The organism is Natrinema sp. H-ect1 (assembly GCF_041821105.1).
Taxonomy (GTDB): Archaea; Halobacteriota; Halobacteria; order Halobacteriales; family Natrialbaceae; genus Natrinema; species Natrinema thermotolerans.
In genome coordinates, this window is the sequence record NZ_JBGUBA010000008.1 from 78,768 (window position 1) to 100,775 (window position 22,008).

The 22,008-nt window shown below is 66.3% G+C and carries 15 protein-coding genes; 5 read left to right on the forward strand and 10 right to left on the reverse strand.

The genetic code is table 11. The features are described 5' to 3' along the window. Nucleotides 1–40 precede the first annotated feature (40 nt). A complete protein-coding gene (locus tag ACERIM_RS15250; protein WP_373633348.1) occupies nt 41–1,819 on the reverse strand; it encodes a hypothetical protein in 1,779 nt (592 codons plus the stop codon). A 369-nt stretch (nt 1,820–2,188) separates the two neighbouring features. Here ACERIM_RS15250 and ACERIM_RS15255 point away from each other — a divergent pair, with 369 nt between their 5' ends. The 3 genes from ACERIM_RS15255 (at nt 2,189) to ACERIM_RS15265 (ending at nt 7,104) form a co-directional block, all read left to right on the forward strand. Next, nucleotides 2,189–3,835 (forward strand): alkaline phosphatase family protein, encoded by a 1,647-nt coding sequence (locus tag ACERIM_RS15255; RefSeq protein WP_006650352.1) that lies wholly within the window; start codon nt 2,189–2,191, stop codon nt 3,833–3,835. Further along, nucleotides 3,835–5,388, forward strand: a complete 1,554-nt coding sequence (locus ACERIM_RS15260; protein ID WP_006650353.1) for a flippase — start codon at nt 3,835–3,837, stop codon at nt 5,386–5,388. The genes ACERIM_RS15255 and ACERIM_RS15260 overlap by 1 nt, the downstream gene beginning before the upstream one ends. Nucleotides 5,389–5,514: 126 nt before the next feature. After that, entirely contained in the window at nt 5,515–7,104 is a 1,590-nt protein-coding gene (locus ACERIM_RS15265; RefSeq protein ID WP_373633349.1) for an alkaline phosphatase family protein, read from the forward strand. Between the two features lie 147 nt (nt 7,105–7,251). Here ACERIM_RS15265 and ACERIM_RS15270 read toward each other — a convergent pair whose 3' ends face one another. The 3 genes from ACERIM_RS15270 to ACERIM_RS15280 all read right to left on the reverse strand — a co-directional run bounded on the left by ACERIM_RS15270 (nt 7,252) and on the right by ACERIM_RS15280 (nt 10,907). Then, complete coding sequence (locus ACERIM_RS15270; protein WP_373633350.1) at nt 7,252–8,268, reverse strand: GNAT family N-acetyltransferase; 1,017 nt, start codon at nt 8,266–8,268, stop codon at nt 7,252–7,254. Between the two features lie 114 nt (nt 8,269–8,382). Beyond that, nucleotides 8,383–9,549: a glycosyltransferase family 4 protein gene (locus ACERIM_RS15275; RefSeq protein WP_373633351.1), complete on the reverse strand. Its 1,167-nt coding sequence runs from the start codon at nt 9,547–9,549 to the stop codon at nt 8,383–8,385. Then, a complete protein-coding gene (locus tag ACERIM_RS15280) occupies nt 9,546–10,907 on the reverse strand; it encodes an antibiotic ABC transporter permease (RefSeq protein ID WP_373633352.1) in 1,362 nt (453 codons plus the stop codon). The genes ACERIM_RS15275 and ACERIM_RS15280 overlap by 4 nt, the downstream gene beginning before the upstream one ends. Nucleotides 10,908–11,077: 170 nt before the next feature. On the opposite strand from ACERIM_RS15280, the gene ACERIM_RS15285 reads away from it, so the two are divergent. Next, on the forward strand, nt 11,078–12,196 hold the full coding sequence (locus ACERIM_RS15285; RefSeq protein ID WP_049905850.1) for a DUF354 domain-containing protein: 1,119 nt from the start codon (nt 11,078–11,080) through the stop codon (nt 12,194–12,196). Between the two features lie 18 nt (nt 12,197–12,214). Here ACERIM_RS15285 and ACERIM_RS15290 read toward each other — a convergent pair whose 3' ends face one another. From ACERIM_RS15290 to wecB, 5 genes are all read right to left on the reverse strand, one after another. After that, a complete protein-coding gene (locus ACERIM_RS15290) occupies nt 12,215–13,165 on the reverse strand; it encodes a lysine exporter LysO family protein (protein WP_006650359.1) in 951 nt (316 codons plus the stop codon). Nucleotides 13,166–13,231: 66 nt separating this feature from the next. Then, nucleotides 13,232–14,329, reverse strand: a complete 1,098-nt coding sequence (gene fni / locus ACERIM_RS15295) for a type 2 isopentenyl-diphosphate Delta-isomerase (protein ID WP_006650360.1) — start codon at nt 14,327–14,329, stop codon at nt 13,232–13,234. 274 nt (nt 14,330–14,603) lie between these two features. Next, nucleotides 14,604–15,935: a hypothetical protein gene (locus ACERIM_RS15300; protein WP_373633353.1), complete on the reverse strand. Its 1,332-nt coding sequence runs from the start codon at nt 15,933–15,935 to the stop codon at nt 14,604–14,606. Further along, nucleotides 15,932–16,972, reverse strand: a complete 1,041-nt coding sequence (locus tag ACERIM_RS15305; RefSeq protein ID WP_373633354.1) for a polysaccharide deacetylase family protein — start codon at nt 16,970–16,972, stop codon at nt 15,932–15,934. Before ACERIM_RS15305 ends, ACERIM_RS15300 begins: the two co-directional genes overlap by 4 nt. Then, nucleotides 16,965–18,029 carry a non-hydrolyzing UDP-N-acetylglucosamine 2-epimerase gene (gene wecB / locus ACERIM_RS15310; RefSeq protein WP_373633355.1) on the reverse strand — a complete coding sequence of 355 codons (1,065 nt, stop codon included), beginning with the start codon at nt 18,027–18,029 and terminating at the stop codon, nt 16,965–16,967. Before wecB ends, ACERIM_RS15305 begins: the two co-directional genes overlap by 8 nt. Before the next feature lie 816 nt (nt 18,030–18,845). Between wecB and ACERIM_RS15315 the strand changes: the two genes are divergently transcribed. After that, on the forward strand, nt 18,846–20,234 hold the full coding sequence (locus ACERIM_RS15315) for a PAS domain S-box protein (protein WP_373633356.1): 1,389 nt from the start codon (nt 18,846–18,848) through the stop codon (nt 20,232–20,234). A gap of 45 nt (nt 20,235–20,279) precedes the next feature. Here ACERIM_RS15315 and ACERIM_RS15320 read toward each other — a convergent pair whose 3' ends face one another. After that, entirely contained in the window at nt 20,280–21,872 is a 1,593-nt protein-coding gene (locus ACERIM_RS15320) for an alkaline phosphatase family protein (RefSeq protein WP_006650366.1), read from the reverse strand. Nucleotides 21,873–22,008: the final 136 nt, after the last annotated feature.

A 22,008-nucleotide genomic window follows, 5' to 3' on the forward strand; every position in this document is an offset into this window, starting at 1 on the left:
CTCGACAGTCGTCGGTGAGATCGAGAGCGACGCTCGCGGCTCAGGAGAGCGCACTGGCATCGAGCGGTAACTCGCGACCGGCAAACGGGGACCGTCGCTCCGCCAGCAGGATCGCGGCAGTGACCGTTAGCAGCAGATATATTTGGTGGTTATCACAGGATGTGGTATCGTCCGTGAACCGGCGGACGATGTCCGTGTCGAGATAGGTCTCGAGCGACTGCGACCGGGCAACCGAGTCACTGAGGAGTCGCGCGACGTTCGGGTGGTACTGGGAGTTGACTTCCCCGCGGTACACGACGCGAGCGATGTCCTCGAGGGAGGGATGGCGACCGAGCAGCGAGAGCCCGTACTGGACGAGTTTGTATCGCGGCGAGGCCATCGGCGTGCCGAAGTCGGCGTCGTCGAACTCGATCGCTCGGGGCCACAGTTCTCGGAGGAACTCCCGATAGAGGCGGTTGTGTGCCTTCTGCTCGTCCGGGACGTTCATCGCGTACGTGAAAAACGGTGCCGAATAGAACGGGGAGGTACTCCAGAAGTAGTACCGATTCCGGTCTTCGCCCTCGAACAGCCAACTGAACCCGCGCTCGTGCGTGAGGAAGTGGACGTACTTGTTCGCCAGCTTCGACTCCGGATAGGACGATAACGTCGCCGCCACTTCACCGACGATTTGATCCCGATCGAGGCCGGTGATCGCCGCCACGTCCTCGAGCGGGAACACGCTGTTTCGAGCGATGGTGTAGGAGACGAGTTCTTCGGACGAGGACAGTGACTTGGCGGGACTGAGGTCCGGCAGCGTCTTGTCTCCGCCGTCGCCGGTGAAGTACGTGAGGTCGGACCCGTGGGTGGCCCGTAGCTGCTCGAAGAAGTCGATCAGGAACGCGAGACCGAGATGGTTGAGTCCCCGTTTGATCGTCAAGAGCGTGTCCGCGTTCGACGCCTGTACGGGGTCGACGGTGAACAGTTCCCAGTCGACGTCCAGGCTCCGGCTGATTTCGCGTGCGATCTCGACGTCCGAACTCGTCTCCTGGGTCGACTTGATGAACGTCGCCGCGGAGCAGGGCACGTCCGACGCGTGGAACGCGGCCGCGATCGATCTCGAGTCGTGACCGCCGCTGAGCGAGAGGAGGTTCGTTCGATCCGGATCGCTTCGGTCCTCGCAGGCCGCCCGGAAGCGTTTCGCGAGGTTTTTGGCGTTTTCTTCGACGCTCTTGTCGGCGTGGCGTTTCTCGTCGAAGTCGAACTCCGCGACGGACCTGAACGAGGCGGTTCCGTCCGGGTCGACGATGACCTGCGTTCCCGGCGGGATCGTCGTGACGTCCTCCCAGAGGGTGCGGTCCCGGAGCGTGTACCCGAAGAGGAGAGTCTGTGCGAGCCCGTGCCGATCGAACGCCGGAGTATCGAGGGGCGACTCGAAGAAGTACCCGATCTCGCGCGTGAAGACGGGGCTACCGTCCCGGTCCGCGTAGTACACCGGGAGCCGCCCGAACACGTCGTTGAGAACGGCGAGTCGCCCGGTCGCTTTTTCGAGGGCGTACAGGACGAACTCCCCGTCGGTCGTCCGGAGCCAGTCCCGGACCGACGAGTGTGATTCGTCGTCCGAAAAGAGGGCCGTCACGATTCGCTCGAGCGTCTCGGCCCGAGACGACGGCGCGTCGTCGTAAATCCGGCCCTCGAGACAGATCCAGAACTCGTCGGTTTCGAACTCGTCGATCGGATAGGACGGATACGCGGTGGTGCCGATCGTCCACGGCTCCGCCTCTCGGACGACGCGACTCGTGTAGTTCTCGACGTAGCACAACTCCTCGAGCGTTCGTCGCATCGACGCCGAACGCCCTCGGGATCGTGAGTGCTGGACGCTGACTCCGGGCATGCTCACATCACGATTCGTGAATGCCTTCGTTATGGACGTACTAGACGAATCGGCGGTTCCGACGGGCGTTCGCTCGCCGTTGCTCGTCGATCGACCGACAGCGGTAGTCTCCGTCCGCCCGTCAGGCGATGCGTCGGCCGGGAACCGACCGCCGCGTCGCGGTGAACGCGGCGTCCGGCCCAACCGGCAGTTAGGGTGAGAAACCGAGGGATAACAAAGGGAGACTGTAGTCTCGAGCGAAACGATGAATCGAACGGTTCGCGTTCCTCTGGAGCCGCGAGAGACCGACCGCCGTCCCCGCCGACGGAGGAACTCACGATGAAGACCGTCGTCCTCGGGTTCGACGCTCTCGACTTCCGCTATCTCGATCGGTTCGAGTCCTCGCTGCCGAACCTCCGGCGACTCCGCGATCGAGGGCTCGAGGCACCGTTGGCCTCGACCCATCCCCCGTGGACCGGCAGCGCGTGGCCGTCGATGTACACCGGAACGGACCCGAGCCACCACGGCGTCTACGGGTTCTTTGATTACGACGGCTATCCCGACGACGGAACCCTCGTGTCGCGAAGCGACGTCCGTCGGCCGGCGCTGTGGAACTACGTCACAAGCGACGGCGGCCGCTCGGTCGTGCTGAACGTCCCGATCACCCATCCCGCGGAGTCGATCGACGGGGCGTTGATCCCGGGCTATCTCGCCGCGGAGGACGAGCCGGGCCACCCCGAGGGGATCCGGGACGAGCTGGCGGACGCGATGGGCGAAGAGTACACGATCTACTCGCGGGGCGAACTCAGCGACGATCCCGACGAGAAGTTCGAGGGGTATCTGGATCTGGTCGAGAACCGGCGTCGGGCCGCCGTCGCCCTGCTCGAGCGCGAGGAGTGGGAACTGGCCGTGATACAGGTCCAAAAGACCGACGCGGTGTTTCACAACTTCGACGATCCGGACCGGCATCGGGCGATCTACGTGGCCGCGGACCGGCTCGCCGGCGACGTCCTCGAGACCGTCGGCGACGACGTCAACGTCGTCCTCTGTTCCGACCATGGGATGGGGCCGGTCACCGGCTACGGCATCCACGTCAACGAGATCCTCAGGGAACACGGCTTCGTCGCGGCGACCGACGAGGGCGAGGCGATGTCGATGAAAGCCGAGAAGGCGTCGCTGATCGGGGCCGAAGAGGGTCCCGCAGGCGACGCCGCGGACGGGACCGGGGGGACCGCGACCGTCCTCGAACGGACGCTGCACGCCGGCCGGCGCGCGGCCTCGCGGGTGGGGATCGAACCGGCCGACGTCTACGCCGCCGCGGAACGCGTCGGACTCGAGGAGGCGCTGCTCCGGGTCGTCCCGGACGGGGCCCGGTCCGCCGCGAGCGAGAGCATCGACTGGCGAGCGTCGAAGGCGTACTGCCCCGACGGGATGCGGATGGGCGTCCGGATCAACCTCGAGGGGCGTGAGCCCGACGGCGTCGTCCCGCCCGCCGAGTACGAGCGCGTTCGCGACGAGATCATCGAGCTGCTGTCGGGGCTCGAGACGCCCGACGGCGAGCCGGCGTTCGAGTTCGTCCGCCGCCGGGAGGAGCTGTTCGGCGGGCCCTACCGCGAGAACGCACCGGACGTCTGCTTCCTGCCGACCGACATGAACCACACCGTCTCGAGCGGGCTCTACGGCCGCCGGTTCGTGCCCGTCGAGACGCACAACCACAAACGCGACGGGGTCTTCGTCGGTGCCGGTCCCGGCTTCGCCGACGCGACACCGGAGCGGCTCTCGCTCCCCGACGTCGGCCCGATCGTGATGGGGCTGCTCGACCGACCGATACCGGCGGTGATGACCGGCTCCGTCCCCGAGGGGCTCCTCGTCGACGAGCCCCCGCGAACGGAGTACGGAGACGTGCCGTACGGCGATTCGGCGGCCGACCGATCGACCGACGACGAGCGAGTCACCGAACGGCTCGAGGATCTCGGCTACCTCTGATGGTCGCTCGCGAACGCGAACTGTCCGCGCTCCTCTCGAGTGCGGCGATCGTGATGGTCGGCGGGATCATCGGGTCCGGTGCGACGCTTGCCGAGCGGGTCGTCATCGGCCGACTGCTGTCGCCCGACGCGTACGGCGAGATCAGCGTCGGACTGGCACTGTTGAACGTTGGCGTGACCGTCGCGCTCGTGGGCTGTACGCAGGGCGTCTCCCGGTACATTCCGCGGTACGACGCCGTCGAGGACCGCCGCGGCGTCTGGATCAGTGGGCTCCTGGTCACAACGGTGTCTTCGGTCTGTCTCAGTGCGGTCCTGTTCCTGTTCGCCGACCCCATCGTCTCGGGGCTGTTCGAGACCGAAGCGGCGGTGCCGTTGGTCAGGCTGCTCGCCGTCGCGATCCCGTTCGTCGCGTGCTTTCGAATCGCCGTGGCGGGGATTCGCGGCCACGAGAACACGATTTACCGGACGCTGACCCGCAACCTCCTCGATCCGCTCTTGCGAATCGGGTTGCTCACCGTCCTGTTGCTCTCGGGCGTCGGCATCGTCGCGGCGGGCGTCGCGTACCTCGGCGGCGCGATCGTGACGCTCGTCGTCGCTCACGCCTTTCTGAGCCGTCTCATGCCGCTTCGCGGCCGGTACCGGACGCACGTCCCCGAACTCCTCAGGTTCTCTGCCCCGCTCGTGGTCTCGACCGTGATCAGTATCTTACTGACGCGAACGGACACGCTGATGCTGGGCTACTTTCGAAGCTCCTACGAAGTCGGCATGTACGACGCCGCCTATCCGATCGCCGGCGGGTTACTCGTCGTCCTCTCCGCGTTCGGGTTCCTCTATCTCCCGCTGGTCTCTCGGTTGGACGACGACGGCGATCGGGACGCGGTCGACGAGATCTACGCGACGACGACGAAGTGGGTCTACGTGGTCACGTTCCCGGCGTTTCTCCTGCTTGTGGTCTTTCCGCTGGACGTGATCCACCTCGTCTTCGGGACCGCGTATACGGACGCGGCCCGCGTCCTGCCGATCCTCGCGACCGGCTTCTTCCTCAGCGCCGCCGCCGGTCGGAACCGAGAGACCCTCTCGGCGCTGGGTTCGACGACGTGGATCGCCGTCGGCAACGTCGTCGGGCTCCTGCTCAACATCGGGATCAACGTCGCCCTCATTCCACGGTACGGGGCCGTCGGGGCGGCCGTCGCGTCCGTCACCTCGCTGGTCGCCGTCCACACGGTCATCTGTAGCGTCCTGGCGGTCCGCTACGATATCACCCCGATCTCTCCGGAGGCGCTGCGCTGTTACGTCGCCCTGCCGGCCGTCCTGCTCCCGCTCGCGTTCGCCCTCTCGCCGTGGCTCTCGATCACGGTCGTGACGATCGGGCCGGTCCTCGTCGGCGTCGGGCTCGCCTCGCTCGTCGTCGCCGGCCTCGTCGGGGGCCTCGAGTCGAACGACGTCGTCGTCCTCGATCTGCTTGAGGACGCCGCCGGCGTCTCGGTCCCGATGCTTCGCCGGTGGATCCCGTCGTCGGGCGACGAGGACCTGGACGCGAAATCGCCGAACTGATCGCCCCGACGGCACCGCGTTGTCGGGGACGGCGGCGGGCGATCGGCCCCGAAATCCGAGTCGCGCTCGTAATTCGATCCATAACAATTGGTGGGGCCGGGGTCAACGCGAACGAGACACTGGTTCATGACTACCGACTCGACCACTACCGACCGCGCGTTCGTTCTGGGTATCGACGGCGTGCCGTGGGACCTCATCTCGGACTGGATCGCGGCCGGCGAACTGCCGAACTTCGCGACGCTCGTCGAGGACGGCGTGGGCGCGCCCCTCGAGAGTACGGACCCGCCGACGACGCCGGCGGCGTGGCCCTCGATCGCGACCGGCGTCTGGCCGGACAAACACGGGATCTACGGCTTCAAACGGCTCGAGCGCGACTACACGCAGGAGATGAACACGAGCGCGAGTCTGGGGCGGCCGCCGCTGTGGGAGCTGCTGTCGCCGGCGGTCGTCGGCAACGTCCCGATGACCTATCCCGCGAGCGAGATCGACGGCACGATGGTCTCCGGCATGATCTCGCCGTCGATGAGCGACCGGTTCACGCATCCGTCCGGGTTCGTCGACGAGATCGATGACCGGATCCCGGAGTACCGGATCGCGCTGGACTGGAACGACTACACCGACGACGAGACGGCGTTCACGGACGACCTCGAATCGCTCGTGAGCGCGCGCCGGGAGCTGATGGACGAACTCATGGCGATCGACGACTGGCGGCTGTTCTTCTTCGTGTACACGGCCCCGGACCGGCTCCAGCATCTCATCTGGGAGGAGGACGTCATTCTCGACCACTACAAGCGGCTCGACGATATCGTCGGCGACGCCCTCGAGTACGCCGAGCGGCGGGACGCCACCCTGTTCGTCGTCTCCGATCACGGGTTCGGGCCGATCTCGACGTTCGTCAACCTGAACACCGTGCTGGCGGAGGGCGGCTATCTCTCGGAGCAGACCGACGGGACCACGCGGAACTCGCTCGCCCGGTTCGGGATCACGAAGTCCACGCTCCACGGAACCTTGGACCGCCTCGGGGTCGACGACAAGCGGCTCGTCAAGCACCTGCCGAAGCGCCTCGTCGACGGGATCGCGGAGCAGGTGCCGGGCGATCACAGCCTGTACGACGTCGACTTCACCGAAACCGTCGCGTTCGCACACGGCCCGAGCTACGTCTACATCAACGACACCGAGCGGTTCGCGGAGGGAATCGTCGCCCCGACCGACGTGCCGTCGATCAAGGCGGAACTGCGTGAGCGGTTCTCGAACGTGACCGGTCCGGACACCGGCGAGCCGGCGCTGAGGGTCCGCGACGGGGACGAGGTGTTCCCGTCGGACGAGGCCGGGCCCGATCTGGTCGTCGTCGGGCGGGACGGCTACGAGGAGAAGACGAGACTCGCCGATACCGTGTTCGAACCCGCGGACGACAAAGCCGCCAACCACCGAAAGCAGGGCGTGTTCTTCGCACACGGTCCCGACATCGACCCGCACGCGTCCGCCGACGGACTGTCCGTCGTCGACGTCGCACCGACGGTCCTCCACAGCGTCGGCGAACCGATCCCCGACGACATCGACGGCCGGGTCAGGACCGACGTCCTCTCGGCCGACGCGGAGCCGACCGTCCGCGAGGCCGTTCCGGACGCGACCGCCGGCTCGAGCGGGGCCGCAGACGCCGACGAGGACTTCGACGACGTGGAGGACAGGCTCCGCGGACTCGGGTACATGGAGTGAGACGGCCGGCGGTCGAACCGCGCTGCTGGCGCTCTTCTCGCTGCTGTCGTTTCTCGCTGAAACGAAGCCGCTTCCGTCTCGCTGCGGTGACCGCCCCACGCCGTTACGGCCGGTCGCGTTCGGCTCGCTGTCCGCCGGCTTTTCCCGTTACTTCAACGCGCTGGAAAACGTCTGGTACGCCGATTTGGCCAACGACATCTCGAGGCCCGACGACTCGACGACGTAGTACTGGCGCAGGTCGCTGTTGAACTTGGCCTTGTACTCACAGAGCCGCTCGGTGTTCGCACCGACGAGGTCGTAGCCGGTCACCGACTCGAGCGCCGGATCGGAACAAATGTCCTCGAGGATCGCTCGATGGAGGAGGCTGTTGACGCTGACACCCTCGTAGGTGGCCGTCACCCCGCCCTGCCAGAAGTACGCGAGGTCGGGCGAGTAGAGGGTTACGACGCCGCTTTGGTACTCGCCGTCGGGCGACCGGGCGACGTAGACCCGCCACAGCTCGTCGTCCAGGGACGTGAGGAGATCGCGAAGAAACGGGCGGGAGATCGGCGGCGGATCGTCGTGGGCCCGATACTGTTCGACCACGTCCTCGTAGACCCGCAGTGCCGACTCGATTCCCTCCCGCTCGATCGAGAGATCCAGCTCGTCTTGCTTCCGCATCTCCCGGCGCAGGCTCTTGCTGAAGCCTTTCATGAGGCTCTCGATCGTCTCGCCCTCGCAGTCGAGGACGTAGGTGAACTTCGGCTCGAGCGAGAAGTCGTTCCACTCGTAAGGACGGGGATCGACGTACTCGATCGGACACCGCATCCGGAAGAGCGTCGTCCGATCGCCGACGCCGACGGCGTCGATCACGCCGGCCGTCAGCTCCCGGTTGATCCGTTCGCGCTTGTGTCGCTTCGGGCTGGCCGGATCCAGGATCGGGCCCAGCCGCGGCACGCTGAACGAGACCGGCGGCGAGAGGACCGTCCGGCCGATCGAACGCTCGTCGACGAACACCGGCAACAGGCCGACCGGCTGCTGGCCTTTGAACGCGCCGTACAGCTGTAGCTCCGCGTCGGTGTGGTCGTCGAGGACGCCCAGCGCGTCCGGCTCGTGAAACACCTCGTAGCCCGTCGCCGGCAAGGCGTCGCCCCACTCCTCGAGAGTCAGCCGTTCGATATCCATGTAGGTCTCCCTGCGGTGAGTATTCGCTTTGTTATCGCGTCGCTACCGGCGGTAATCGAGGTCCTTCCGGTCGCCGGCAGCCGTTCGAGCGACGAGTCGCAACCGGCACCCGGCTCACCGCTCGAGGGTCGCCAGAATCCGCCGCCAGTCCTCGCTCGCCCGCTCGAGCGAGACGTCGTCCCGGACCGCCGTCGCGGCGGCTCCGAGCGAGCGCCGGAACGCCGGCTCGTCCAGACAGCGCTCCATCGCCGCGGCGACGGTCGCGGGCTCGCGATCGGCGACGACGATCCCGTTCTCGCCGTCGGTCACGACGTCCGGGATCGACCCCACCGGCGGGACGATCGCGGGCAGGCCGGTCGCCATCGCCTCGAGCATGACCAGCGGCAAGGCGTCCCGCTCGGAGGTCAGGACGAACGCCGCCGATCGGCGGTAGTACTCGAGCGGCTCGTCCACCCAGCCGGGGCAGTCGACCCGGTCCGACAGTCCGCGGGCGTCGAGTTCCTCGACGACGACCGACCGAAGGGGGCCGTCGCCGACCATGACCGCCCGGAATTCCCGGTCGGCGGCCTCGAGTTCGGCGAGGGCGTCGACGAACCGCAGCGGATCCTTTTCGGCGCTGAACCGGCCGACCCAGACGAACTCGTAGTCGCTCTCGACCGCCCGCTCCGGCGGCCGGTAGGTGTCGACATCGATCGCGTTCGTCAGGCGTTCGATCCGGTCCGGGGGGACGCCGAACCCGACGAGCCGCTCGGCGTGTGAAGAGCCGGGGACCGACACCGCGTCGAATCGCCTGAACAGCCACTGCGGGACGGCCCCGTACCACTGCTCGGCGTGATGATCGAGATCGATCCCGATGATCCCGAGGTGGGCGGGGTAGCCGTAGATCGCTTTCAGCGCGAGCGCATAGCAGCCGTAGGGAACCAGCGATATCGACGCGACCGCGTCGTAGTCGTTGCGATACCCTTCATACAGCGCGAGGAAAAAGAGACAGAGGACGCGGACGATCCGCGGGCCGATATCGGGGACGCGAACGGTCCGTGCAGACTCGAGGTCGCCGGTCGGATCCAGACAGACCATGGTCGTCTCCCCGGCGACGTCGGCGAGCGGTCCGTAGTGGCGCTCGTTTTTGTGTCCCAACCCCGTCACGACGAGGATCCGGCGATCGTCGGCTGGCGGTGGCTCGTCGTCGGGCTTCCCCGATACCGCTGTCGTCGAGACGGCGTCCGTTCCGGTCGTGTCCTGCGGTTGCTCCGGCCGCGTCGACGAGCCGGGCCGACTCATCGGTCGCCGACCACCGATGGATCGGCCGCCCCCCGATGCTCTGGCACCCGATCGGGGTCGGCCCGGTTCGCGCTCGCAAGCAGGAACGCCGAGAGCGCGTAGGACATCCACCCCTGACACCAGCGCATCAGCGTCACCCGTTTCGTGTGGTATCGATACTGCCGGTAGTAGAACCGCCCCTGTTCGGGCTGGAGGTTCGCCAGTACCCACCGGAGGATCCGCTCCGCGAACGCCAGTTCGCCCTCGCGGGTAAACACCAAGATTCCCTGCGTGCTGGCGTGAATGTCGCGAGGATAAGCGTTTTCCTCGTCGAAGTTGGGTGCGCCGTCCAGTTCGAACAACTCCGTTCGGTAGAACTCGAGGGCGGTCTCCAGCGCGTCGGCGTACCGGTCCGCGTCGACGACGTCGCGATAGCGCTGGAGACACTCGATGATGAAGCCGTTGTGGTGGCTGTCCATCGAGAGGTGGGAGGCAGAGGCCGGCAGCCGGTAGGGCCACCCGCCGCGGTCGGTCTGGTTGGCGACGACGTGATCGAGGATCTTCGTCGCCCGCTCGCGGTAGTCCTCGTCGCCGAAGTAGTCGTAGAGTTCGACGAGCATCCGCGCGCCCAGCGCCGCGGAGTTGAGCGTGTAGGAGTCGTCCGGGTGGTTCATGTGGTAGTCGATCTTTGCGCCCTCCGGCACCTCCCGGTAGTTCAGGTCCTCGACGAGGAAGTCGCGTGCGGTCCGGGCAATCTCCGCGTATCGCTCGTCGATTCGGGCAGCGCGCAACAGCGCGGTCACCGCGTAGGCGGTCGAGACGATGTCGGGATCGCTCGGTTCGCCCTTCGTGTGGAGATGCTGGATCTCGTGTCGATGCCCCCCGCAAAACCCGCTGTACCCCTCACATCGTTCGGCGACGAGCCAGTCGGCGAGCCGTTCGGCCTCCGCGAGCGGGTCGAACCCCGGCTCGCTCGCCGGGTCCCACTCGGTTCCGAGGTCGTGATAGTTCAGATTCGCCATCGCGAACAGGCCACCGCCCTTGAAGTTGCGTCGGAGTTCGACGCGAAACAGCGGCCTGACGTCGACCGGCGTCCGTTTGACCGTCTCCTGGACGGCGAGGTTGAGCCACTTGTTCTCGACCGGCAGCGCCTGCAGGAGCTGGCTGCTCATCCCGTCGCCGTAATCGGGTCCGACGTAGTCTCGCTCCCGGGCGTACGCGAGCGTCGACTCGAGGACGGGGCCGTATCGCTCGAGCGCTCGAGCGGCCGTCCCCGATCTGTTTTCCCCCGTCGAATCGCCCGCTGGGTCGGCGGACCGGGAGGAGACGGTACTCGAGAGTCGCCGGACGCCGATCCGCGGAATGTACTCGGACTGCATCTGTCTCCGCCCTCCCGCCGGCAGGCCATTATTATACGGCGGCTACCCTTTCGAGCGGCCGTGCCGGCGATCGATCGGTTCGGTGAACTCTCCCGGTGAAACTGGTATGAGCGAGATAACAATTGCAGTGACGGTCCCACGTACGGATATGGATCCGGGTGGTCCGTGACATGAGATACCTGTTCTTTACGAATACGCCAGCACACGTACACCTGTACAAACACGCCGTCGCGACGTTGCGCGAGCGGGGCCACGACGTCCTCGTCCTCGCGCGGGACTACACCTGTACACTCGACCTGCTCGAGTGGTACGACCTGCCCTACGAGGTCTACGGCTACTGTGATACGTCGAAGGGGTCGCTGCTGAGCCGGCTGCCGGCCCATTACCTCCGGGCGATCCGGCGGGCCAGACGGTTCGATCCCGATCTCGTCTTCGGGATGGGGGGCTACGCGGCTCACACGGGGGCCCTGCTCCGGACGCCGACGGTATTGCTCATCGACTCCGAGCCGGCGTCGTTCGACCACACTGTCTCGACGCCGTTCGCACGGGCGATCCTCACGCCGAACACCTTCCGCAAGGACCTCGGGGAGGATCACTACGTGTTCCCGGGGCTCAAGGAGTGTGCGTACCTCCATCCCGAGGTCTACGAACCGAACCCCTCGGTCCGCGACCGACTCGGCGTCGGCGAGGCGGAGCCGTACGTCCTCCTCCGGCTCAACGCCTTCGGCTCCCAGCACGACGTCGGCAAGGACGGCATCTCGAGCGAGCAGTGTCGCCGCCTCGTCGAGCGACTGAGCGACGACGCGACGGTCCTCGTCTCCGACGAGGGGAACGACGTCGACCTTACGGGCCTGCCGGCACGGTCGTTCGATCTCCATCCCGCCCTGATGCACGACGCGCTCGCCGAGGCAACGCTGCTGGTCGCCGACACCCAGACGATGGTCACCGAGGCCGCCCTGCTCGGTACGCCGGCGGTCCGATCGAACTCCTTCGTCGGCGACGCCGACATGGGCAACTTCGTCGCGCTCGAGAACCGAGGGCTGATCCACAACGTCGCCCGTTTCGACGCCCTCCGCGATCGGGCAACGGCGGTCCTTCGCGACGAGGGCGTCGACGAGGCGTGGCAACGGCGTCGCCACGATTACCTGGCCGAGACGATCAACCTCACGGACCTGCTCGTCGACGTCGCGACGGCCCGCGGTCGCGTCGACGACATCGATACCGTCCGGCAGTTCGACCAGCCGGCGACCGACGATCCGAACGCGCCCGTCGGCGTCGGCAGCGACTGACCCTCGATGTAACGGCGTCTAGATGCCCAGAATGGCCGGGACGAGAACGGTCGCAGCGACCGACAGGACGAGCCCGTTGATGAGCGCTGGAATCACGAACCGCTCACCCGAAACACGCTGAATCAACGGGAGCGTGACGTCCATCGTCGTTGCGCCACCTGGTGCGATACTCGTTACCCCACCGAGATACTTGGCGACGGCTGGTAGCACCAGGAAGGTAACGATCTCCCGAAAGAGATTCGCGAGAAACGCGATCGTCCCCAGTTCAACCCCGCCGAGATCGAAGACGACGACACCCGCGTAACTGTACCATCCGAACCCTGCTGCGACCGCTGCGGCGTGGGTGACTGGCATGCCGATAACCGCCCCGAGCAACACGCCACCGAGAATACTCCCGACGGCCACGGCCACCGGAATCAGGAGGACACCCCAGCCAATCCGGACGATATGACTCACGGCCTCGGTATCGCCGCCAACTGTAATACCGACGCCGAACAGCAGCGCCAGGAGCGCGTAATCGGAGATCGAGACGATACGTGTGATGACGTGTTCCGGAAGCCCGACGGCCGAGAGTCCGAGCCCGACGGTAAGCGAGACGACGATGAGGCCCGTGACCTTCCAATCGAAGCCACCAGCGTCTAGTTCCGACGGTGTGTCCGGCCGAGTGACGGTCCCATCGGCCGAGGCGGATTCCGGATCGCCGATCGACGTGGCCGTGATGAGGAGGTAGACACAGCCGACACTTCCAATGATACTGCCCAGACACAACACGAGGGCGGAGCCGCCGATCGTATTCAAATCCTGTAGAATCTGCTCGTCACCGCCGAGTTGTGTCCCGATCGAAACGAGCAAGACGGCGAGACCGCTGAAGATAATGGCATCACCGATCTCCTGAATCCGGTGCAGAGCGGTGTAGTATCCGACCAGACTACCGACTACCAGTGCGAGCAGGAGCGTTCCGATACTCATGGTGCTTCCCGAGCCAATACGGTATACCGGGATTTCATCGATGGTCGTTGCATCGTTTGCTCGTGGTCACGAATACAATTGCTTCTCGCTACTGGTTCGTTGTTCGACGTATTCTCGCGTTTCGCCCTGTAACACGTATTCCGTTCGTTGAAGCGCGTCGATCGACCCCGAACCGGTCACGAACATCGCCGTCCGTAACTCGGCGATCAGGTCCTCGACGCGCTCGATAACGGCGTCCGGGCCGTTCGTGGCCGGTTTCAGGAACGGTTTCGCCAGCCCGCCGGCACGGGCACCTACCGCGATCGCTTTGGCCACGTCTAACCCCGTCCGCACACCGCCACTCGCGATCACGCAGTCGTGTTCGGCGACACACTCGAGCGTACTTGCAGCGGTCGGGATGCCCCAGTCACGGAACAGGGTCCCGATCCGTTGCTGGCGTGGTTCGTTCGCGGTAGCCGCACGGTAGGCTTCGATCCCGGACCACGTCGTACCGCCTTTGCCGGCGACATCGATCGCGTGTACACCTGCCGCGGACAGCTTTCGGGCAGTCTCCCCGGAAATCCCGTTGCCGGTCTCTTTGACGATGATCGGAACCGAGAGATCCGCAGCGACACGTTCGATCGCAGCCAGACAGTCCCGCCCGTCGACGTCGCCTTCGGGTTGGACGGCTTCTTGGAGGAAGTTCAGGTGGACCGCGAGCGCGTCCGCCTCGATCATCGCCACTGCGCGCTCGACGGTTTCGATGTCGTACTCTCGAAGCTGTGCGGCACCGAGATTCCCGTAGATGAACGCGTCGGGCGCGACGTCGCGGACGACGGTATACGACTCGAGGACGCCGTCGTCGTCGAGTTCGAGGCCAGCCCGCTGGCTTCCAAGCCCCATAGCGATGCCCGTCTCGCTGGCAGCACGGGCCAGTGCCCGATTGATGGCCGTGGTGTTGCGGTGCCCGCCAGTCATGCTCTCGATGAAGATCGGGGCCGACAACTCGTGTCCCAGAAATTCGATAGCGGGGTCGATCGCGTCGTAATCGAGTTCCGGCAGCGCGTCGTGGACGAGGTGTACGTCTTCGAAGCCCGTTCCCGTGGTTTCGACGTCTCGCTCCTGCACGATCCGGATATGATCGTCTTTTCTATCTTCAGTCTCCGACGAGCCCTGCTCCGTCATTAGTCGAACTTGCAAAAGGGATGGCAAAAGGGTACTGTTATTCTGATTCACCCTGACCCGGCTAACTCTGGAATGACGTGTCCCTTCCCGCGGTGTCCGCTGTATGCAGTACAACCTTCAGCTCGATTTCTGACTCGACGGACGGGTGGTACGCGGGACTCCATCGAGAGGAGAGTAGCCGCTGAACGTCATGCTCCCCTGATCGCGCGACGCCATCGCGATCAGCGCGTACACCGTCTTGGAAACCGGTCTTCCGCGGCCGCGGATGCCGCCGCTATCGGTCGCGCAGTCTGGTCGTCGCCAGCCAGCCAAGGCCGATGACTGCCCCCGCGGCGAGGCCCGCCCCGAGTCCGAGCAGGCCGAGCGAATCCGACCCACTGCCGGGTGCCGGCGCGACCGCGACGGCCGAAGGCGCGGTTACGTCCGCCTCGAGCCGGTACGCACCGTCGGACTCCGCGAGGACCGTGGTGTCGGCCTCAGCCCACCCGTCAGCGGTCTGCTCGTAGAGGACGATATCCTCCGGCTCGAGGCCCAACTCCTCGAGTCGGTCCTTCTGGACGGTAACGGCAACCGTCCCGGAGGCGTCGGCGGCGCCCGACTCGTTCGTGATGGTTAGATACGACAGCGCCTCGACGCCGTCGGGGCCGCTCCCGGAGAGTTCGGAGAACCGGCTCTCGAAGCCGATCGACGCCTCGCCCTCGAGGCCGGTCAGCTCGACGCCGTCGAACCGGACGCCGTCGTCGGTCCCGCGGGTCGGCTGCAGGAAGACGCGATCCTCGGGCGCGGCGTCGGTCACCCTCGCGGTGATTCCGCCGTCGGTTCGCTCGTACGTGACCGACGGATCGTCGCAGGTGCCGGTCCGGATCGTCACCGGCTCCTCGAGGGAGGGCAGTTCCGTCCGCCGGTTGCCGTCGCCGGCCGCGCCGGAGAGGACGTCCCACTGTTCGATCTCGCCGTCGCCGTCGAAGTCGGGGTCATACAGTTCGCTGCGCCGGTCGGCGAACGCCGAGTCCTCGTTGAAGCCCGGCCGGATAGTCACGGCGAACTGACCGTCGAGCCCGCCCCGGATCGCGCCGCCGTCGGTCCGCCCCTCCTGAAAGATCCAGGATGCGGACGTCCAGCCGTCGCCGCGGTCGAACTCGTCCATCCGCGTTTCGGCCGTGTAGTTGTCGTCCTGGACGACCCACTCGCTCTCGGCGGGCAGGCCGGCGATCTCGTAGGTGACCAGTCCACCGGGCGTCTCGCTATCGAGGCGGCCGTGGACCGTCACGAGACTCAGCCCCTCGGGGCCCTCGTGGAGGAACAGGGCGGACGTGTTGTCTCGCTGGAGGTGGGTCGTCCCGTAGGAGCTGTAGAAGCGGTCAGTTCCTTCCGGATGGGTCTCGTGGCTGCGATACTCGTAGAACGATTCGACCGATTCGCCCGAGGACAGCGGCTCGATCGGCTGACAGAACGAGCCCTGTTCGACGACGTAGCCGTCGGCCTGCTGCGTGTCCGCCTGTGCGATCGGCGAGCCGGACTGGCCGGCGACGCCGCCGACGCTACTGAGGAGCAGTAGTGCGGTGACGACGACCGCTGCCGCGCCCGTGGGGAGTCGTAAACTCATGATTTTACCTGTGTGAATCGAAATTCGGCGGGGTCGGTTTCGGCGCGATGCGATCCGTCGGAGTCGCCCTCGAGCGCCGCCTGCAGCGCCCGCGGTGGGCCGATCCAGGCCCCCAACTCCCGCGCTCGCTCGATCAGCCAGCGATACAGCGTCCGGTAGCCGGGAAACTCCCGGTCGCTGAAATAGCGTGGATGCCAGAGAACGGTCATGACAGCCCCGTTTTCCGCCGCCTCCGTCAACAGCCGCTCGCAGGTTTGACGGGCCCCACAGGGCTGGCTGTCGGGATCCGGAAGCGCCTGCTCCATGATCGTCAACGGAAAGACGAGGAAGTCGTCACCGAACGGCCGGATCGGGTCGTAGCCTGCGTGAAACCCACACTCGGTACTCGAGCCGAGGCTCGCGTCGTACTCGAGACCGATCGCCCGGTGGTAGCGCCACGTCTCGGGGACCGACAGCCGCAGGTAGTGTTGGCGACCGCCGGCGATGGGACCATCGAGAACGTCCTCGAGGGTCGCTTTCTCCTCGCGCAGCCGCTTGGGCTCGTCCGCGGAGTGATAGGAGCCGTGGAGGCCGACCTCCCAGCCGCCCGAATCGAGGTCACGGATGACGCCGGCGATCCCGTCGCCGGTCACGTCGTAGCGGCCGAGGTGCTGGACCCAGTTGACCGGCGCGAACCACTCCCGGACCGGCCGATCGGCAAGCAGGTGCTGTTCGTTCAGGAAGTAAAACGCCGAGCGTACCCCTAACTCGTCCTCGAGGGCCATGATCTCCTCGAACTGCCAGTAGGGGTTGTCCCCGGAGACGGCGGTCCGGAGGTGATGTGTCGGTCGCTCCTGGAGGGCATAGTACAGCGACCGGATCCCCTTGAACGGCCGGTCGACGTCGTGGGTCAGACAGAGGGCGAACGAGGCGTCGCCGGGGGGATCGACCTGCGCCCGCGGGAGGTCGGCGACCCGGTCGAACGTCGCGTCCGACGAGGGGTCGTCGTCGGTCGCTACCTCCGTCTCGGCTCGCCCTCGAGTGGGTGTCTCAGCCATCGTCGACGTGTCGCTCGAGCGTCGTGACGATTCGCGCCGCTGCGTTGCCGTTCCCGTAGAGGTCGGGCTTGGCGGGCGGGTTCTCGGCGGCCCGGACGGCGTCGACGATCCGGTCGGCGTTCGCCCCGACGAGGTCGTTCCAGCCGGCGTCGACCGTCGCCGTCCACTCCGTCCGATCCCGGAGGGTGACACACGGCGTGTCCAGATAGAACGCCTCCTTCTGGACGCCGCCCGAGTCGGTCGCGACGCAGGTCGCGCCTTCGACCAGCCCGATGAACCGGGCGTAGCCGACGGGATCGACGACGCGAACGGCCGCGGTCAGTCGCTCCCAGAGGCCGTAGTCGTGGAGCGCGTCGATGGTCCGCGGGTGTGCCGGGAAGACGACCGGTCGCTCGAGTCGCGTCAACCCGTCGACGATCGCCTCGAGACGATCGGGGTCATCGGTGTTTTTCGCCCGGTGGACCGTCGCGAGGACGTACTCGTCGGGAACCGACGGCTCGTCGCCGCCCAGCGTCTCGAGGCGATCGCGGATCGCCAGCAGCGTGTCGTACATCACGTCCCCCGGTACGGAGACGCCCTCGGTGATTCTCTCCCGCTCGAGGGTCCGCTTTGCGTCCGGGCCGGGCGCGAACAGGAGGTCGGCGGCGTGGTCGGTCAGTCGGCGGTTGACCTCCTCGGGCATCGACCGGTCATGTGAGCGCAGTCCGGCCTCGACGTGTGCGAGCGTCGCCGACGACTTGGCGGCCACGAGTGCGCCCGCCAGCGTCGAGTTCGTGTCCCCGTAGACGAGGACGACGTCGGGTGATTCGTCTTCGACGACTCCCTCGAGTGCCGTCATCATCTCGGCGGTCTGGGTCGCGTGGGGGGCCGACCCGACGCCGAGGTGGTACGCCGGCTCGGGGAGGGCGAGTTCGTCGAAAAACACCGCGGAGAGTTCGGGATCGTAGTGCTGGCCGGTGTGGACGAGGCGTTCGTCGTGGGCGTCCCGAAGCCGTCGCGAGACGGCCGCAGCCTTGACGAACTGCGGTCTGGCACCGACGACCGACACCACCTTCATTCGCCGTTCACCTCCGTGGCCCGCTCGCGGCCGGCGGACGGGCGATCGTCGGCTCGCGGGCGCGTCTCGAGTCCGTCAGCGGGCCGTCGGCGGGTCCCGACGGGGAGCGGGCCGCTCCGAGTCTGACCTCTATTCATTGTCTGTTTGACCGATTACGTCTCAGCACAGACACGGTGTTAGTAAATAGTCGCATACCGGAGAGTCCCGATCGACGACGGGTCGCGGCCGACGGAACCGAAACCGGCCGATCAGGAGCTGAAACCCCGATCTCGACTCGTCACGGCTGTCGGAATACGGGCTCGAGGGAGGCGGACACGCGCCGACCGAACCGACGTTCCGACCCGCTCGAGGCGTCTCGCGGGACAGTCGTCTCGGTATCGGCCGGCTCCGATCCGTCGGCTCGGCGGGCGATCGATGTGAGTCGATCGGATCCGATGAGCGTTAGCGCGCCGACCACCGCGGTTGCGATCGCGATCAGTAGCTTCTGCCGTATCATCGTCTCACTCGAGACACACGCGTTCGACCCGCCGACTGCGCTGACGACGATGCCGACTACGGGTGCGTGCCTACGAACGGTCACCGGTGCCGACACTATTAATTATATATGTGTTTCTCCGCGGACGGGGCTCCTTGTCGCCCCGTAGCACTCACCTACCGACGATAGGATCCTGCTACCGCTCGCGTCTCGATGTCGACTGCCCCATCGACGACGAACTCGTTCGGTCTGCCCGGTCGTCCGGCCCCGATAGTGTCGTCGTGACAACAGCACCCATACCCTTTTCGGGTTCTAACACTAACGCATACCAGAACAGTCGTATGGAGATGAGTGATCTCTCGTCCGTGTTGCTCGAGCATGCTCGGGAAAAGCTCGTGGTCGTCGACGCGGCTGGCACGTACGTCTACGTCAACGAAGCCAGTACCGAGATCGTCGGCTACGAGCCGAGTCAACTCGTCGGTGACCGTGCCATCGAGTATGTTCATCCCGACGACAGAACGGCCGTTCTCGAGCAGTTCGAGGCCGTGATCGAAGCGACGGGGTCGTCGGCGACGGTTCGCTACCGACACGCGGCCGCGGACGGCGGGTGGGTGTGGCTCGAGAGTCGGTTCACGAACCCCCCAGACGAGGGCATCGAGGGCTGTGTCGTGAGTTCGCGCGACATCTCCGAGCAGGTGGCTGCGGAGCAGGAACGCCGCGACGCGGAGAGCCGCTTGCGGACGATCGCCGGTACGGTCGGCGACGTTCTCTGGATGTTCGACGGGGACTGGGAAGAGGTCCTGTTCGTCAACCCCGCGTACGAGGCCGTCTTCGGCCAGCCAGTGTCGACCCTCGAGGCCGACCCACAGGCGTTTCTCGACGTCGTCCACCCCGACGACACTCCCTGTGTCAGGGAGGCGATGAAACGGGCAGCGAGCGGCGAATCGGTCGATATCGAGTACCGGGTCAACCCCGCGGCCGACTACGGCCGCTGGGTCTGGGTCCGCTCGGAACCGATCCTCGAGGACGGCGATGTCGAGCGGATCGTCGGCTTCTCCCGGGATATCACCGACCGACGACGGCGCGAACGTCAACTCGCGGTCATGGACAACCTCCTGCGACATAACCTCCGCAACGACATGTCCGTCATCCTCGGCAACGCCGAGTGCATCGCCAGCGAGGCATCGGAACCTTCCCGCGGGCGCGCGGAGATCATCCGAACGCAGGGACAGGAACTCTTAGAGAGCGCGGACAAACAGCGCGAGATCATCGAGTTGCTGACCGAGCGGTCGGTCCCGGAACCCATCGACCTCGTCCCGGTCGTCACCGACGCGGTCGACCGGATCCACGACTCGTATCCCGACGCGACGATCGAGACGAACCTGCCGGATGCGGCGACCGCCCGCGCTCTACACGAGGTCGAACTGGCAGTGACGGAACTGCTCGAGAACGCCGTTCGCCACGGCTCCGACGGGTCGACGGAGCTGTCGGTGACCGTCCGTACCCGGTCGGACGGGGTCGATATCGTGATCCGCGACGACTGCCCGCCGATTCCGGAGGTGGAGTTTCGCGTCCTGACCGGCGACTGGAAGATGGACGACGTCTATCACACCTCGGGGCTGGGGCTGTGGCTCGTTCACTGGGTCGTCGACCTCTCGGACGGCCACATCGCCTTCGAACGCGCCGAGGGGGGAAACACGGTCACCGTGTCGCTGCCGCGGGACTCATAACGGCCGACCGTCACCCCGAGTCGTGCCTGCGGTTCGCGACCGGAATCACTCCATGTAACCCAATCCTTTCAGCCGGTCTTCGACGTCGTCGAAGTCCTCGTCGACGTCGTCGCCAGTATCGATCTCGGTGACCGCCGTCCGTTCGACACGGCTCGTCGCCGGGGTACTCGTCTCCGCGAAGGCGTCGAACAGGACCCGCCCGTCCGCGTTCTTCGGGACCGGCTCACCGATCCCGTGTAGCAGGGTCGGCGCGATGTCGACGACTCGAGCCCCGCGCAGGGTCGCGCCGGGGTCGATCGACGGCCCCCGACAGAGGACGATCCCCTCGCTGCGGTGACTCGCGTCGTAGGTCCCGGTGTCGCCCCGCACCTCGTCGGCCATCCCGCTGCGGGACTCGTAGACGCCCCGCCCGCCGACCACCAGGTCCGGCGAGTCGTCGTCGGTCGGGAACAGTTCGTCCCCGTCGCGGACCTCGAGCAGCGGCTCCCCCGTCTCGTCGGTCACCGACTCGAGGGCGGCCCTGACGTCGGCTTTCACCTCGGGAACCTCCGCCGGCGAGACGGCGCCGCCGTCGAAGCGATCGGTGTCGTTGATATAGCAGTTGCCGGTGTCGTGGACGAACGCGACGGTCCGATCGAAGTCGACGTCGTAGAGGGCGTGATCGCCGGGGATCTGCTCGGCGACGGAGTCGACCAGCCGCCGGGGCAGCGACTGGACCAGCGTCTCCTCGGTGATCCCGACGCGGCTGAGCGCCCCCGTGATGGTGTCCCGCGAGATACCGAGACTGGCGAGCGCACCGCGGGTCCCGTCGTCCTCGCGCCTGGCCAGATACCCCTCCTGCTCGAGGATCCGGTTGGCGTAGACGAGTTCCTCGATCGGGCCGAAGCCGTGGTCGGAGACGACGTAGAGATCGGCGTCGTGATCGTCGGTGTAGGCCATCATTTCCCCGAGAATTTCGTCTAACTGCTTGTAGTGTGCCAGCAGCCGATCCATCTCCCAGACGAGATGCTGGAAGCGGTCCGGTGCGGTAAAGACGAAGAAAAACAGCTGCCAGTCGTCGCCGGCCCGTTCGAGTTGTAACTCGAGGAGTTCGCGCCGATTTGTGAGCATCTCCTCGACGGCAACCTCGAACTCGTCGGGGCGGTTGGCGTACTCGGGGTAATCGAGGCTGATCTCGTAATCGGGGATCCGCGACTCGATCTCCGCGCTCAGTTCGGGCGGGTGTGTGAACTCTCGGTCCGTCGCGGGCGTCATCATCCCGGTCACCATCGAGCCGTCGATCTCGCGGGCCGGATACGTCATCGGGACGTTGCCGACGTGGGCCGGGCCGAGCTGGTCCCACAGGGCCGGCTGTGCCAGGTCCCGGCTCGTGTACATCTCGTGGCTGTACTCCGATGAGAGGTTCTGAAAACCGTATATCCCGTGTTTGTCCGGCCAGACGCCGGTCGCGATCGACGGCCACGCAAGCGGCGTCGTCGGCGGCTGGGTACTCTCGAGTGGGCCGGCGGCGCCCTCCTCGCGCATCCGGGCGAAGTTCGGGAGTTCGCCCTCGTCGCTCCATCGCTCGATGAGTCGCCACGGGACGCCGTCGAGTCCGAGTACGAACGCTCGCTCGGAAGGGGGTATAGATCCGCTCATGATTGGGTTTTGAAGTGTCTGCGACGCCTGCTATCCCGGGAATCGCTCGATGAGCGTTTTGTTATAGAGCGTGTTCAGGCAGTGTCGCGTCGACCCGGTCCCTGTTCGGTTCGGTTAACCCGGTGGCGACCGCGGC